Origin of the sequence: Phyllobacterium sp. YR620, assembly GCF_900104165.1 — a bacterium.
Classification (GTDB): domain Bacteria; phylum Pseudomonadota; class Alphaproteobacteria; order Rhizobiales; family Rhizobiaceae; genus Phyllobacterium; species Phyllobacterium pellucidum.
The window spans coordinates 414,971-429,691 of the sequence record NZ_FNJP01000003.1; the positions used below are offsets into that span (position 1 = coordinate 414,971).

At 60.7% G+C, this 14,721-nt stretch carries 13 protein-coding genes; 6 read left to right on the forward strand and 7 right to left on the reverse strand.

Going from position 1 to position 14,721, the window contains the following annotated elements; translation table 11 throughout:
• The first annotated feature begins 10 nt into the window (after positions 1-10).
• From BLR72_RS13820 to BLR72_RS13835, 4 genes are read left to right on the forward strand one after another with little or no spacing between them, the layout of a single operon-like run.
• Positions 11-1,600: an ABC transporter substrate-binding protein gene (locus BLR72_RS13820; protein WP_027232563.1), complete on the forward strand. Its 1,590-nt coding sequence runs from the start codon at positions 11-13 to the stop codon at positions 1,598-1,600.
• Positions 1,601-1,614: 14 nt separating this feature from the next.
• Complete coding sequence (locus BLR72_RS13825; protein WP_091949446.1) at positions 1,615-2,574, forward strand: ABC transporter permease; 960 nt, start codon at positions 1,615-1,617, stop codon at positions 2,572-2,574.
• Positions 2,575-2,583: 9 nt separating this feature from the next.
• On the forward strand, positions 2,584-3,411 hold the full coding sequence (locus BLR72_RS13830) for an ABC transporter permease (protein ID WP_027232565.1): 828 nt from the start codon (positions 2,584-2,586) through the stop codon (positions 3,409-3,411).
• Positions 3,404-5,065, forward strand: a complete 1,662-nt coding sequence (locus BLR72_RS13835; protein ID WP_091922655.1) for an ABC transporter ATP-binding protein — start codon at positions 3,404-3,406, stop codon at positions 5,063-5,065. Before BLR72_RS13830 ends, BLR72_RS13835 begins: the two co-directional genes overlap by 8 nt.
• A 5-nt stretch (positions 5,066-5,070) precedes the next feature.
• Here the strand turns inward: BLR72_RS13835 and BLR72_RS13840 are convergent, their stop codons facing one another.
• The 6 genes from BLR72_RS13840 to BLR72_RS13865 are packed head-to-tail and all read right to left on the reverse strand — an operon-like array spanning position 5,071 to position 12,030.
• Entirely contained in the window at positions 5,071-6,021 is a 951-nt protein-coding gene (locus BLR72_RS13840) for an alpha/beta hydrolase (protein ID WP_091949448.1), read from the reverse strand.
• Positions 6,018-6,800, reverse strand: coding sequence for a carnitinyl-CoA dehydratase (locus BLR72_RS13845; protein WP_027232568.1), 783 nt, complete (start codon positions 6,798-6,800; stop codon positions 6,018-6,020). Before BLR72_RS13845 ends, BLR72_RS13840 begins: the two co-directional genes overlap by 4 nt.
• Entirely contained in the window at positions 6,797-8,875 is a 2,079-nt protein-coding gene (locus tag BLR72_RS13850) for an acetate--CoA ligase family protein (protein ID WP_091949451.1), read from the reverse strand. The genes BLR72_RS13845 and BLR72_RS13850 overlap by 4 nt, the downstream gene beginning before the upstream one ends.
• An 11-nt stretch (positions 8,876-8,886) precedes the next feature.
• A complete protein-coding gene (locus BLR72_RS13855) occupies positions 8,887-10,050 on the reverse strand; it encodes an acyl-CoA dehydrogenase family protein (protein ID WP_091949454.1) in 1,164 nt (387 codons plus the stop codon).
• 5 nt (positions 10,051-10,055) lie between these two features.
• Positions 10,056-11,120 (reverse strand): carnitine 3-dehydrogenase, encoded by a 1,065-nt coding sequence (locus BLR72_RS13860; RefSeq protein WP_091949457.1) that lies wholly within the window; start codon positions 11,118-11,120, stop codon positions 10,056-10,058.
• 4 nt (positions 11,121-11,124) lie between these two features.
• Entirely contained in the window at positions 11,125-12,030 is a 906-nt protein-coding gene (locus BLR72_RS13865) for a beta-keto acid cleavage family enzyme (protein ID WP_091949460.1), read from the reverse strand.
• Positions 12,031-12,110: 80 nt separating this feature from the next.
• Here BLR72_RS13865 and BLR72_RS13870 point away from each other — a divergent pair, with 80 nt between their 5' ends.
• Together BLR72_RS13870 and BLR72_RS13875 are read left to right on the forward strand one after the other, a co-directional pair.
• Positions 12,111-13,091, forward strand: coding sequence for a GlxA family transcriptional regulator (locus BLR72_RS13870; protein ID WP_091949463.1), 981 nt, complete (start codon positions 12,111-12,113; stop codon positions 13,089-13,091).
• A gap of 109 nt (positions 13,092-13,200) precedes the next feature.
• Positions 13,201-13,692 carry a thioesterase family protein gene (locus BLR72_RS13875; protein WP_036814816.1) on the forward strand — a complete coding sequence of 164 codons (492 nt, stop codon included), beginning with the start codon at positions 13,201-13,203 and terminating at the stop codon, positions 13,690-13,692.
• On the opposite strand, the gene BLR72_RS13880 is transcribed toward BLR72_RS13875, so the two are convergent.
• On the reverse strand, positions 13,679-14,587 hold the full coding sequence (locus BLR72_RS13880; RefSeq protein ID WP_091922669.1) for a LysR substrate-binding domain-containing protein: 909 nt from the start codon (positions 14,585-14,587) through the stop codon (positions 13,679-13,681). The two genes, BLR72_RS13875 and BLR72_RS13880, sit on opposite strands and share 14 nt — an antisense overlap.
• Between the last annotated feature and the right edge of the window lie 134 nt (positions 14,588-14,721).

A 14,721-nucleotide genomic window follows, 5' to 3' on the forward strand; every position in this document is an offset into this window, starting at 1 on the left:
GGGAACTGGTATGTCTAAAGAACTCGAATATCTCAGCCGCAAGGTCGCACGCGGTCACATCTCCCGCCGCGACTTTCTCGGCAGGGCCGCCGCACTTGGTGTTACGACCGTATTTGCCAACTCCCTTCTGTCCAGCGCAGCACTTGCCGAAGGGCCTGTGAAGGGCGGCACGCTCAAGGCGGGCATGCAGGGCGGTGCATCCACGGACAGTCTTGACCCTGCGACCTGGCAAAGCCAGGTGCCCTACAAGTTCGGCCGCCAGTGGGGCGAGCAGCTTGTCGAGATTCAGCCCGATGGCAAGCTTGAGCCGAAACTCGCCGAAGAGTGGGGTTCATCGGACGACGCGAAGGTATGGACCTTCAAGATCCGCAAGGGTGTCCAATTCCACGACGGCAAGGAAATGACGCCGGACGACGTTGTCGCCACCATGGAACGCCACTCGGACGCGAACTCCAAGTCGGGCGCCCTTGGTATCATGGGCGGCATCGAGAACGTGAAGAAGGACGGCGATACCGTTGTTTTCACATTGAAAGAAGCCAATGCCGACCTGCCGTTCCTGATGGACGACTATCACCTTATGATCCAGCCGAACGGTGGCAAGGACAAGCCCACCGCAGGTATCGGGACGGGACCATACAAGGTCGTCACCGATCAGCCGGGCGTACGTCACATTGGCGAGAAGTTCGCCAACTACTGGAACGGCGACAAGCGCGGCCATGCCGACCAGATCGAAATCATCGTCATCAACGATGCGACCGCCCGTACCGCGGCTCTTCAGTCCGGACAGGTTCACATGATCAATCGCGTCGAGCCGAAGATTGTCGATCTCGTCAAGCGCGTCCCTGGCGTGACCATCCAGAACGTGGCCGGCAAGGGACACTACGTGTTCATTGCACATTGCAACACGGCGCCTTTCGATAATGTCGACCTGCGTCTTGCGCTGAAATACGCCATGAACCGCGAAGAGATGGTGCAGAAGATTCTGCGCGGCTACGGTTCTGTCGGCAATGACTTCCCGATCAACAAGGCCTATCCGCTGTTCTCCGACGATATCGAGCAGCGCACCTACGATCCGGACAAAGCCGCGTTCCACTTCAAGAAGTCCGGCCATGACGGCACCGTTCTCCTGCGCACATCCGATGTCGCCTTCCCGGGCGCCGTCGATGCGGCACAGCTCTATCAGCAGAGCGCCGCCAAGGCCGGCATCAAAATCGAAGTCAAGCGCGAGCCTGGCGACGGCTACTGGTCGGAAGTCTGGAACAAGCAGCCCTTCTCGGAATCCTATTGGGGCGGACGTCCGACGCAGGACCAGATGTATTCCACGGCCTACTATTCGAAGGCCGACTGGAACGACACGCGCTTCTTCAATCCCAAGTTCGACCAGATGCTGATCACCGCGCGCGGCGAACTCGATGAGGGCAAGCGCAAGCAGATGTACCGCGACATGGCGATCATCGTTCGCGATGAAGGCGGTGTCATCGTGCCGATGTTCAACGACTTCATCGACGCGACCAGCGCCAAGGTCGGCGGCTGGGTGCCGGACGGCAATCAGGAGATGAGCGGCGGCTATGCTCTGTCGCGCTGCTGGCTGAACGCCTGATCGGCGCCGGGCGGATGAGTGCACCTGTCCTGAAACTGGTGGCCCAGCGCATTGCGATGGGCCTTCTGCTCCTGCTTGCGGTCTCGGTGCTCATCTTTGCCGGCACGCAAATCCTGCCGGGCGACGTGGCCCAATCCATCCTCGGCCAATCGGCCACGCCGCAGGCGCTTGAAAACCTGCGGCGTGACATGGGTCTGAACGACCCTGCCTATATTCGCTATTTGCGCTGGCTCGGCGGGATCCTGACCGGCGATCTCGGGACGGCACTTTCCAGCGGACAGGATATCGCGACGTCGCTGAAAGAGCGGCTATGGAATACGCTGTTCCTGGCATTCTGGGCGGCGGTGGTGTCCATTCCGCTTGCCATCATGCTCGGGCTCTTGGCGGTGCGCTACCGCAACGGCATCGTCGATAAGTTGATCTCCGGCCTTGGTCTCGCTTCGACCTCGCTGCCGGAGTTCTTCACCGGCTACCTGCTTATATATTTCGTGGCGGTGCGGCTGCAGTGGTTCCCGAGCGTATCGACCGTCTATGAAGGCATGCCACTCGGCGAGCGGCTGAGCGCGATTGCATTGCCGGTGACGGTGCTTACGCTTGTCGTTCTCGCGCATATGATGCGCATGACGCGCGCGGCAATCCTCAACGTCATGCAGTCTGCCTATATAGAAACGGCCGAACTGAAGGGGCTTTCGCCGCTTCAGATCATTACCCGGCATGCGTTTCCCAATGCGATTGCGCCGATCGTCAACGTCGTGATGCTCAACCTCGCATTTCTCGTGGTCGGCGTCGTCGTGGTCGAGGTGATCTTTGTTTATCCGGGGATGGGCCAGTATCTTGTCGACCACGTGGCCAAGCGCGACGTTCCGGTCGTGCAGGCATGCGGGCTGGTTTTCGCGGCCGTCTACATAAGTTTGAACATCATTGCTGACATCGTGGCGATTGTTTCCAATCCCCGCCTCCGGCATCCGAAGTAGGGGCGCGCCATGCTGAACGTCAAAGCTATTCCCATCAGCGCATGGATCGGCCTCATCATCACCGCCGTGTTCCTGTTTGCGGCTATATTCGCTCCGTGGGTCGCGCCATATCCCGTCGGCGAGACGGTGGGCGATGTGTGGGAGCCCTCGTCGGCCAAGTATCTGCTCGGTACCGATAATCTCGGCCGTGACCTCCTGTCGCGCATGATCTACGGTGCGCGCATAACGATCTTCATCGCCGCCATGGCGACGGCCCTTTCCTTTATTCTCGGTTCGGTGCTGGGGTTCGCCGCCGCCGTCGTCGGCGGATGGTTCGACCAGCTCATGTCACGCTTTGTCGATCTGATCATGGCAATCCCGACGCTGATCTTTGCGCTTGTGGTGCTTTCGGTCCTGCCTGCCAATGTGGTCACGCTCATTTTCGTCATGGGCCTGCTCGACGCCACCCGCGTCTATCGACTGGCGCGGGCCGTCGCGGTGGATATCAACGTCATGGACTTTGTCGAGGCCGCAAAGCTGCGCGGTGAGGGCCGGGTATGGATCATATTTCGCGAAATCCTGCCCAATGCGCTCACCCCGCTTATCGCTGAACTCGGGCTGCGCTTTATCTTTGCCGTGCTCTTCCTGTCGGCGCTTTCCTTCCTCGGGCTCGGCGTGCAACCGCCGGATGCCGACTGGGGCGGCATGGTCAAGGAAAACAAGGAAGGCATCGTCTTCGGTGTGCCGGCGGCGCTTATTCCTGCAGCGGCGATTGCCGTTCTCGCGATCTCGGTCAACCTCGTTGCCGATTGGATATTGAACCGGACGACAAGTCTGAAGGGAGGTCGCAATGGCTAAGGCACCAAGGAAGGACAAGACCGGTCTCCTGCTCGATATCCAGAACCTGCGCATCGAGGCCACCAGCTACCCACCCGGTGAGCCGCCGCGCAACGTCGTCATCGTTGACGACGTGTCGGTCAAGCTCGAGCGCGGCAAGGTGCTCGGCCTTATCGGCGAGTCGGGCGCCGGCAAATCCACCATTGGCCTGTCAAGCATGTGCTATGGCCGGGGAGGTGTGCGCATTACTGGCGGGCAAGTGATCCTCAACGGCCGCGATCTTGTCAAAGGTGGCCCACGCCTGTTGCGCCAGGTCCGGGGCAAGGAGGTCTGTTATGTTGCACAGTCGGCTGCCGCCTCGTTCAATCCCGCCCGCAAGCTTATGGACCAGGTCATAGAAGCAGCGCTTCTGCACCGTATATGTTCGAGGGCAGAAGCCGAGAAGCGTGCGATTGGCTTGTTCAAGAAGCTTGGACTTCCGAATCCCGAGACCTTCGGTCAGCGCTTTCCCCATCAGGTATCCGGCGGCCAGCTGCAACGCGCCATGACCGCTATGGCATTGTGCTCGGAGCCCGACCTCATCGTCTTCGATGAACCGACGACGGCGCTGGACGTGACCACCCAGATCGACGTGCTGGCATCGATCAAGGAGGCCATCCACGACACCAATGTCGCCGCGCTCTATATCACGCATGATCTTGCTGTCGTGGCGCAGGTCGCCGACGACATCATGGTGCTGCGCCATGGCAAGCTCGTGGAATATGGCGATACACGCCAGATCATCAAGGAGCCGCGCCAGCAATACACCAACCAGCTTGTTTCCGTGCACCACATTCCGCATGAGCAGAAGAACCCGAACGATGCGCCGGTGCTGGCGGTCAACAACATTACCGCGGCCTATGGGGGCGGACTGGTCAAGGTGCTCAAGAACGTTACCGTCGACGTCCATCTCGGCCAGACGCTGGCCGTCGTCGGCGAGTCCGGTTCCGGCAAGTCGACGCTGGCTCGCGCCATCACCGGGCTGTTGCCGCCGATGGAAGGGAGCATCACGTTCAACGGGCGCACACTGTCGCCGCGCCTCGCCAACCGCACGCGCAACGATCTGCGCGAGTTGCAGATGATCTACCAGATGGCGGATGTCGCGATGAACCCGCGCCAGACCATCGGCACGATTATCGGCCGCCCGCTCGAATTCTATTTCGGTATGAGAGGCAAGGAGCGCGATGCTCGTGTTCGCGAACTGCTCGACAAGATCGAGATGGGGACGGGCTTTGCCGATCGCTACCCGGCCGAGCTGTCAGGCGGACAGAAGCAGCGTGTCTGCATTGCGCGCGCGCTTGCCGCCAAGCCCAAGCTCATCATCTGCGACGAGGTGACGAGCGCGCTCGATCCGCTGGTGGCGGACGGCATCCTCAAGCTTCTGCTCGATCTGCAGAAGGACGAGAACGTCGCCTATATCTTCATCACCCACGATCTTGCCGTGGTCAAATCCATCGCCGATGCGATCGCAGTCATGTATCGCGGCGAAGTGGTGCGCTACGGTCCGAAGACCGAGGTGCTGAAGCCGCCTTTCGACGCCTATACGGATCTGCTGCTGTCGTCGGTGCCGGAAATGGAGCTTGGCTGGCTCGAAGGCGCCATGAAGAACCGGCGCATGGCGAGCGCCGGGAATTAGATGAATCAAAGCTGGCCGGGCCAGCGGCCTTGCCCGAGCAGATGCACGGCGGTGACGATCCGCCGGAAGCTTGACCGCGCCCGCTCGACACTGTGGCGGGCGCGCAGATAAGCGTGGATCAGGCCCGGCTCATTGTTCCAGATCGCCTTGCCGCCCGCTGCGAGAATCTTGTCGCGGTAGCGCCGGCCATCGTCCGAGAGCGGATCGCATTCGGCCGAAATGACAACTGTCGGCGGCAGTCCGCCAAAATCCGGATCGTTGAGGGGCGCGAAGCGCGGATCAGTGGACCAGTTGAAGCCGCCGCCACGCATATTGGCGTAGTAGACGGTATCACGGGTCGACAGCATCGGCGCTTCGGCGTGAGTGAGATAGGAGCCCTGATCGGTCGCGCCACCGAGCCCCGGATAGATGAGAACCTGGCCGATCGGTGCGCGGTCATGGCTGCGGACGTGATGGATGACTGCGGCTGCCAGATTGCCGCCGGCGCTGTCTCCGCAAATGACGATTGGAAGATCGGAGGTTTCAGCCACGTGCTCGAAGGCTGCGAGGCAGTCGCGGAACGCCGTGGGATGCGGGTGCTCGGGTGCAAGGCGATAATCGACGGAGATGATGCGAAAGCCCGTAGCATCACAAATCTCGGCGCAGACGTCATCATGGCTGTCGAGTCCACCGACGACGAAGCCGCCACCGTGGAAATAGAGGCAGACAGCTTCGGGCTTGGAGCCGCTTTTGTCATAGACACGGACCGGTATCCGGTGGTCGCGCGCGTCGATGAACGCATCCATCGATGACACTGCCTCTGGATAGCCGGCAAAGAATGCGCGGCACATCGTGTTATAGACGCCGCGCTGCTCTTCGATAGTCAGGTCTATCGCGTTCGGGGGATAGAAACTGTTCGTCCTGTCGATGAACGCCCAGGTCTCTTTATCGATCAGGACGGAATAGTCTGTGCTCATCTACCCTTCCAGACAGGTTCACGCTTCTCGGCAAAAGCCTTGAATCCTTCCTGTCCGTCTTCCGAGGCATAAAGGATATCGACCGTGCGGAACTTCCGCTTGGTGATCATATTCATTGCCTGCTGGAATGTCATGTTCTCTGCTTCGCGCGCGACTTCCTTGATCGCGGCGAAAACGAGCGGCGGACCGCTTTCGAGGAGGCGGGCGATCTCCCAGACACGCTCCATCAGCCTGTCCTTGGGCAGAACCTCATTGACGAGACCCCAGCGATGCGCCTCGGCGACATCCATCCAGCGACCGGTCAGAAGCAGGTCCATCGCGACGTGATAAGGAATGCGCTTGGGCAATTTGACGGTCGCGGCGTCGGCAAGAGTGCCGGCCCGAATTTCGGGCAGGGCAAAGCTCGAATGATCAGATGCGAGGATCATATCGCAGGAAAGCGCGAGTTCAAAACCACCGCCGACGGCCATGCCGTTGACCGCGGCGATGACTGGCTTGTTCAGGTCGCGCAACTCCTGCAGACCACCGAAACCGCCGACACCATAGTCGCCGTCGACGGCGTCACCGCCTGCAGCTGCCTTCAGGTCCCAGCCGGCGCAGAAAAACTTGTCTCCGGCGGTCTGGACGATGGCGACGCGCAATTCGGGATCGTCGCGGAATTCTCTGAACGTTTCGCCCATGAGGCGGCTCGTGATCAGATCGATCGCATTCGCCTTCGGGCGGTCGAGCGTGACCTCGAGAATGCCGCCCTCGCGCCTTGTCCTTATAACGTCGTTCAATTCAGCTCTCCCTTTGTGACCAGCAGCGCATCGGCAATCCACGCGCCGTCTCCCTTGCCGCAGACGAGCAGCGGATTGATATCCAGCTCGGCTATGCGGCCTGCATTCTTCACGGCAAACGTGGCAATTGCCGCTATGGCATCAATCGCGGCATCAAGATCCGCCGCCGTCCTGCCGCGATAGCCGTCGAGTAGCGGGAACATGCGGAGCGAACGCAGTGCCGCCTCGATATCTTCACGGCTCGACGGCAGCAGCAACGTCGCCGTATCTTGCAGAAGTTCGACGAGAACGCCGCCGGTTCCAAGCGTCATGACCGGGCCGAACTGCGGATCATCGACTATGCCGACAATGAGTTCGGCGACAGCACCCGTTACCATGCGCTCCACGTAAAGTCCCGTTCCAAGGCCGGCAAGGTCATTCGCCGCGCTTCGAACTTCGTCGCTGCTTTTTAGGTTCAGGCGCACCGCATTATGCTCGGATTTGTGGGCGATGCCGAGCGCCTTCAAGACAACTGGATAGCCGAGACCGTTCGCGATAAGGACTGCCTCATCGGCTGTCTGGCAGCGGCGACCTTCCGGTACGGGGAGTTCCAGCCTGCGCAACAGCGCCTTGGCGTCCGCCTCATCGGGAGAGGCGGGTTCGTAAGCGTTTGAACTGCCAGGTGCTGCGACGGGTGCGGAAGCGCTACGCTTCCAGGCACGGCCGATGAACGCGGCGGCCTCGGCGGCGTCGAACGCTTCGGTAATGCCGCAAAGAGGCGCGATCCCGCTTTCCATGAGCCCGGCCATGTACTCTTCGGGAATGTTTTCGGGCAAGGACGCTACAATCGCTCCCTTGGCGCGATTGGTCTTGAGCGCGCTTTCGAAGCCGCGCACCGTCGACCACCAATCCACGTCCGAGCAGCGATCCTTGCGCGGAAAATCAAGAACGAGGCAGCTTAAGGCGAAGCCGCCGGAAACCATGGCGGTGAAGGTCTCCGTCAGGGCCGGTTCGTTGTTCCAGATGAAAGTATGATAGTCGAGCGGGTTCGCCACGGCGACGAGCGGCCCGAGCGTTGCCTTGACGCGCGCCCTGTGTTCCGGCGTGAGCGCCGGAAATTCCACCGAGCGGCCCTCGGCGCTGTCTGCCATCACCGATGCCTCGCCGCCTGAGCAGCTCATCGAGCACAGTGTGTTGCCATCGAGAGGGCCATGGACGTGGAGGAACTTCAACGTTTCGAGGAACGAGGCGATCGAGTTGACGCGGGCTATGCCGAGCCGCTTCAGGAACGCGTCCGATGCAGCGTCCGACCCTGCCAGCGATGCGGTGTGAGAGACAGTCGCCGCGCGTGCCTGCGCCGACCGGCCGACCTTCATGGCGACGATCGGCTTGCCGAGTTCGCGCGCCCGTTTTGCCAGAGCCTCGAATTTCGGCGCCGACTGGAATGCTTCGATATGCAGACCGAGCGCAGTCACGCGGTCGTCTTCGAGAAGTGCGATCGCCATGTCTGGAAGGCCGGTCTGCGCCTGGTTGCCCGCGGTCATGACGTGGGCGATCGGCAATCCGCGGTTCTGCATCGTCATGTTGATGGCGATGTTGGACGATTGCGTGATGATCGCAACGCCGCGTTCGTCGGCAGCAAGCCGGCGGCCGCCGTGCTGGTCCGGCCAGAGCAGGGCGCCGTCGCAATAATTGATAAGGCCGTAGCAGTTCGGTCCGATGATCGGCATGTCGCCTGCCGCTTCAACGAGCTCCTCTTGCAAGCGTGCGCCATCGGCATCGTCCGCGCCGGCTTCAAGGAAGCCCGAGGCATAGCAGACCGCGACGCCGGCGCCGGCATCGCGCAACTGCCGCACGATATCGAGCGTGACGAAACGGTTGACGCCGACAAAGGCGGCATCGGGACTTCCGGGGAGATCGGCCACCGAGCGATAGACCTTGAGGCCGAGGATCTCGTCATGCTTGGGATGGACCGGCCAAATCTCGCCGGTAAAGCCCATTTTCTGCGATTGCTTGATGACTTCGATGGCCTGGAGGCCACCGAAGACAGCAATGGATTTTGGCCGAAGCAGCCGGTCGAGCTTATGCGATGCCATGAAATGCTCCGTTATGCGCCATGCGGGCGGAGCAGGGCACGCGAGATGATATGCCGCTGGATCTCGGACGTGCCTTCCCAGATGCGCTCAACACGGGCATCTCGCCAGATGCGTTCGAGCGGCAGGTCATCCATAAGGCCCATACCGCCGTGAATCTGGATCGCCTCGTCGGCGACGAAGGCCAGCGTTTCGGTCGCCTTCAGCTTGGCCATGGCCATGTCCTGGTCAGTCACTGTACCCTGGTCGAACTTCCACCCGGCTTCGAAGGTGAGAAGGTCCGCCGCCTTGAGCTCCGTCGCCATGTCGGCGAGCTTGAACGAAACGCCCTGGAACTTGCCGATCTGCTGGCCGAACTGTTGTCGCTGGGCAGCATATTCAATGGCGTGGCCGAGCGCACGTTCCGCGCGGCCAAGGCACGTCGCCGCAACCTGCAAGCGGGTTGCTCCAAGCCAGGTGTTGGCGACCTCGAAGCCTTTGTGGACTTCGCCGAGGATCGCTTCCTGTGGCAGGCGGCAATCGTCAAACTCAACGATGGCATTGGTATAGCCGCGATGCGAGACATTGCGGTAGCCTTCGCGGATCGTCATGCCGGGGTGGCCCTTGTCGACGAAGAAGGCGGTGATTTTCTTCTTTTTGCCGCGCGTCGTCTCTTCTTCGCCCGATGCAACAAAGAGTATGACAAAATCGGCTTCGAGCGCATGGCTGATGAAATGTTTGGTGCCATTGACGACCCAGTCGCCGCCCTTTTCGACAGCGGTCGCCTTCATGCCGCGCAAGTCCGAGCCCGCGCCGGGTTCGGTCATGGCCAGGCAGTCGGACTTTTCGCCGCGAATGCAGGGGTAGAGGTATTTCTCTTTCTGCGCATCGGTACCTGCAAGCAGGATATTCGACGGGCGCCCGACGCAGGTCCAGTGCAACGCATAATTGGCGCGGCCGAGTTCCTTTTCGTAGAGCAGCCAGGTGACGGTATCGAGCCCCGCGCCGCCGACTTCGGCTGGCATGTTGGCTGCATAAAGTCCGGCTTCCATCGCCTTCTGCTTGAGCTCGTCGGAGAGTTCCTTGCGCAACACGCCCGTGCGTTCCACCTCCGCTTCGTGCGGGTAGAGTTCGTTCTCGACAAAGGCGCGCGTCGTTTCGACGATCAGCCTTTGCTCCTCCGAAAGACCGAAATCCATGTGCGTTAGTCCTTCTTTTTCTTGGGCTTGTTGGCTTTGGCCTTCTCGGCGGCCTTGGAGGTCGCCGGCTTCTGGGCGAGCTTCGAGAGGCGCTTCGTATAATCCTTGTAGAGGGCGCCCGCGCCCCAGCCCTTGCCCTTGTTCTGGCGCGACAGCGCTTCCATGATCGCCACGAGATTGTCGTCGCGGATGCGTTCGAGTTCGCGGATCGAAAGGCCGTGCGCCTGCTCATCCGACTGGTTGGCGATCTTGTCCACCAGTTCTTCGGTAAGTTCGGGCACGTCCATTAGCTTGGTCCACGGCCAGGACAGGCACGGACCGAACTGGGCGATGAAGTGGCGCATGCCCGCTTCGCCACCGGCGACGCGATAGACCTGGAACATGCCCATCTGCGCCCAGCGAATGCCGAATGAATAGCGCATGATATCGTCGAGTTCCTCGACGGTGGTAATGTCGTCCTTGATCAGCCAAAGCGACTCGCGCCAGACCGCCTCGAGCAGGCGATCGCCGACGAAAGCCTCGATCTCCTTGCGGATGACCACCGGCTTCATGCCGATGGAGGCATAGAGTTCGCGCGCTTTTTCGACAGCGTCCGGCGAGGTCTGCTTGCCGCCGACGATTTCGACGAGCGGCAGAAGATAGACCGGGTTATAGGGATGCCCTACGACAAGACGCTCGGGGTGTTTCATCGCGGTCTGCATGTCGGACGGGAGAATGCCCGAGGTGGATGAACCGACAATGGCATCCGTCGCGGCATGCTTGTCGATCTCGGCAAGTACCTTGTGCTTCAGTTCGAGCCGTTCGGGAACGCTTTCCTGAATGAAGTCAGCGCCGTCGACGGCTTCCTCTATGGACTTGGCGAATGTCAGCCTTCCTTCTTTCGGCAAGCCGTCCGGCACCATGGTCTTATAGGCGCGGCGAGAATTCTTCATCACCTCGCTGACTTTGCGCTCAGCCTCGGGATCCGGATCGTAGATCGAAACGTCGATGCCGTTGAGGAGAAGGCGCGCCACCCAGCCCGCACCAATTACGCCGCCGCCAACCGCCGCAGCCTTGCGAATTCCAGCCATTCTATCACCAGCCCTTTGTGAGTTTCATGCGCTCGCGGACGTCGTTCGGTCCGAGAATCTTTGCGCCGATGCCTTCGGCAACCTTTACTGCCCGCTCGACCAGTGGGCCGTTGGTGGCAAGCACGCCCTTGTCGAGCCAGATATTGTCTTCAAGACCGACACGGATATTGCCGCCGGCAAGCATGGCCATCGCCGCATAGGGCATCTGGTTGCGGCCGATCGAGAAAGCGGAGAACGTCCAGTTTTTCGGCAGATTGTTCGTGAGGGCCAAAAGCGTATTGATATCGTCGGGCGCGCCCCAGGGAATGCCCATGCAGAGCTGGACCATGACCGGATCTTCAAGCAGCTTCTGGTCATAGAGCCACTTGGCGAGAAGCAGGTGGCCGGTATCGAAGATTTCAACCTCGGGGCGAACGCCGAGTGCCGTTATCTGCGCCGCCATTGCCTTCAGCATCGCCGGCGTATTGGTCATGACGTAGTCGCCTTCGCCGAAGTTCATCGTGCCGCAGTCGAGCGTGCAGATTTCGGGACGAAGCTTGGCGACGTGTTCGAGGCGCTCGGTCGCGCCCGCCATGTCGGTGCCGATCACGGAGGGCGGCATTGGCTGCTCGACACTGCCGAGCGTCAGGTCGCCCCCCATCCCGGCGGTCAGGTTCAAGACCATGTCGACGCCCGACGCCTTGATGTGCTCGACGACCTCGGTATAGAGCGCGACATCGCGAGAACCCTTGCCGGTCTTCGGATCGCGGACATGGATGTGAGCGATTGCAGCCCCGGCATTGGCTGCGGCAATGCACTCGTCGGCGATCTGGCGCGGCGTGACCGGCACCTTGTCGGAACGACCTGTCGTATCGCCCGCGCCGGTCACGGCACAGGTGATGAATACTTCGCGATTGGGGGTAAGTCCCATAGCTCTGCTCCCATATTTTTCGTTGCCGTGATCATGCCCCGATTGCCACGCGATGCTTTGCGATATACGAATTGAAATTGATGAAAAGCGAAAATTCGCCAGTCTTTTTACCCGACACCCAACCGCTGGATGTGACCGTCCTCGTTTTCAGCGGCGCTTCGCTCATGTGTGTTGCATCGACAATCGATCCGATGCGCGCGGCCAACCGCGTCTCCGGGAGCATACTCTTCAAATGGCGAATCGTCTCGCTGGACGGCGAGCCGGCCATGATGACGTGCGGCTTGCCGATTGCGGTTTCTGGTTCATTCGATGCTTCCGTAAAAGGCGATATGTTATTGGTTATCGGTGGTTTTGGCACTTCAGACATCGCGCGCACGACCTTTACCGCCAACCTGCGGCGCGCCGTCCATCACTATCAGATGATCGGCGGCATCGAGGCAGGGTCCTGGCTGCTTGGCCGTGCTGGTCTTCTCGCCGGGCGCAAGGCGACCACCCACTGGGAGGACATGGAGGAGTTTACGGCGGAGTTCCCGGAATCCGATATCAGGCCCGACCGCTATGTCATCGACGGTCCTGTCTTCACGAGTGGCGGCGCCTCGCCGACCTTCGACCTGATGCTGCACTTGATTCGCTCGCGCTATGGCATGTCGGTCGCCCTCGATGTCGCCAGCGTCTTCATCTATGACGAGGCGCATACGTCGAGCGACGCGCAGCCGCTGGTTTCGTTGGGCCGGCTCGACGATGTGCATCCCAAGCTTGCGGGCGCGATCCGCCTCATGGAAGCCCATATCGATGCGCCCCTGACAGTCGGCGCCATCGCCCGGCGTTGCGGGCTCAGCGCGCGCAGCCTTGAGAAAATCTTCGCTAAAGCGGTCGGCGAGGGGCCCGGACGATACTATCTGCGCTTGCGGCTCAAGGTGGCGCGGCGGCTCATTACCGACACGAAATCGCCGCTGGCGGATATCGCTGCGCGGACGGGATTTTCCTCGGCTGCCGCATTCACACGGACATTCAGGAGTTTCGAGGGCAAGCCGCCAAGCGCTTTCCGGCCGAACCATTGATGAGGGAACCGCCATGGCTCGTCGCTTTTGGCACAGCGGAAGGCGAGGCACCCATGTTTCAAATCCAGCGATCGACAGGCGTCGGCTCGCCAAGAACGAGGACCATAACATGCTAGCAACCAATCGAGACGCTGAACTCTATCATTCGGCGCCCATCCCGATCGAGAAGGAATGGATCGACTATAACGGCCATCTCAACATGGCTTATTACAATGTCGTCTTTGACAGGGGCGGCGACGAGTTCCTGTCGGAGCTCGGTTTTGGCCCCACATACGCGGCCGAGCGAAAGCTGACGATCTACACGGCCGAGGTGCACATCTGCTACGTGCAGGAGCTCCACCTTGATGATGTCGTGACCGTCACCAACCAGCTCATCGATTATGACAGCAAGCGACTGCACACTTATCTCGAAATCATCCATAAGGATGGCTGGGTTGCGGCAACGTGCGAGGTGCTCTCGCTGCATGTCGACATGAGCGGGCCGAAAGTGACGCCGTTTCCGGAAGACGTGCTGCCCAAGCTTGAGTTTTATATGAAGGAACACGCCCAACTGCCGGCGCCGGATCGCGTCGGCCGGGCGATCGGCATCAAGAAGAAATAGGTTCGCCGCCGAACTGTTCGACGAGCCAGCGTTCGAATTGTCGAATTCTGGCCTCGCCGACCCGCTCCTTGCGGCAGATCATGTACCATGCGCCGGGCTGCGGCACCCTCAGCGCGAATGGCGCGACGAGGCGTCCGGCCCTGAGGTCGTCGGCGACCAGGAAATCCGGTGCAACGCACACGCCTTGGCCGTCGAGGGCCGATTGCAAGGCGGCGAGGTAGGTGTCGAACTTCAATGTGACAGCGCGGCCCGTATCGGCGATGTTCGCGGCCTCGAGCCATGTCCCCCAATCTTCCGGCGAGGTATAGAGTGCGAGGCGCGGCACGTTGCTCAATGCCTTGGCGTCGCCCCCACCCATGCGTGCCGCCACCTGCGGATTGCAGACCGGAAACATCTCCGCCTTGGCCAGCAACCGGTAGTGCAGATTGAGCCGCTCCGGCCGCGTCGTATGGATGATGCCGATATCGGAACTGTCGATATTGAGCTCCCAATCGAGCTGGCTGGTGCCGATGCGGATGGCCAGATTGGAATTGACCTTGCGGAAATCGGAAAGACGCGGGATGAGCCAGCGTATGGCGAAGGTCGAGTAGGTTTCGATCGCAAGATCGTCCGTCGTGCCGAGCCGATTGATCAGCGCGCTGCCACGCGCGATCTTCTCGAAGGCATCGCGCATGTAGGGGTAGTAGAGTGTGCCGGCGTCGGTAAGCGAAACGCCCCGCGGCAGCCGCTCGAAAAGCTTGACCCCGAGGATCGTCTCGAGTTCCGAGATGCGGTGACTTATCGCCGACTGCGTGACCCCAAGTTCATCGCCTGCCAGACGGAAGCTCAGCAGCCGCGCCGATGCCTCGAATGCCCGCAAGGAGCCGAGCGGGGGTATCCGGGGTTTGGACATCATGGCGGAGAAACCTTGTCGAAATCAGATGCGTGAGAATAATTCATGTCTTTATGAGCAACCATCGCTTGAATGCCGCTCAATGCGGAATCATTCTAAACTGCGACGCACCTGAGAAACAATAAGCGTCCAGAAAC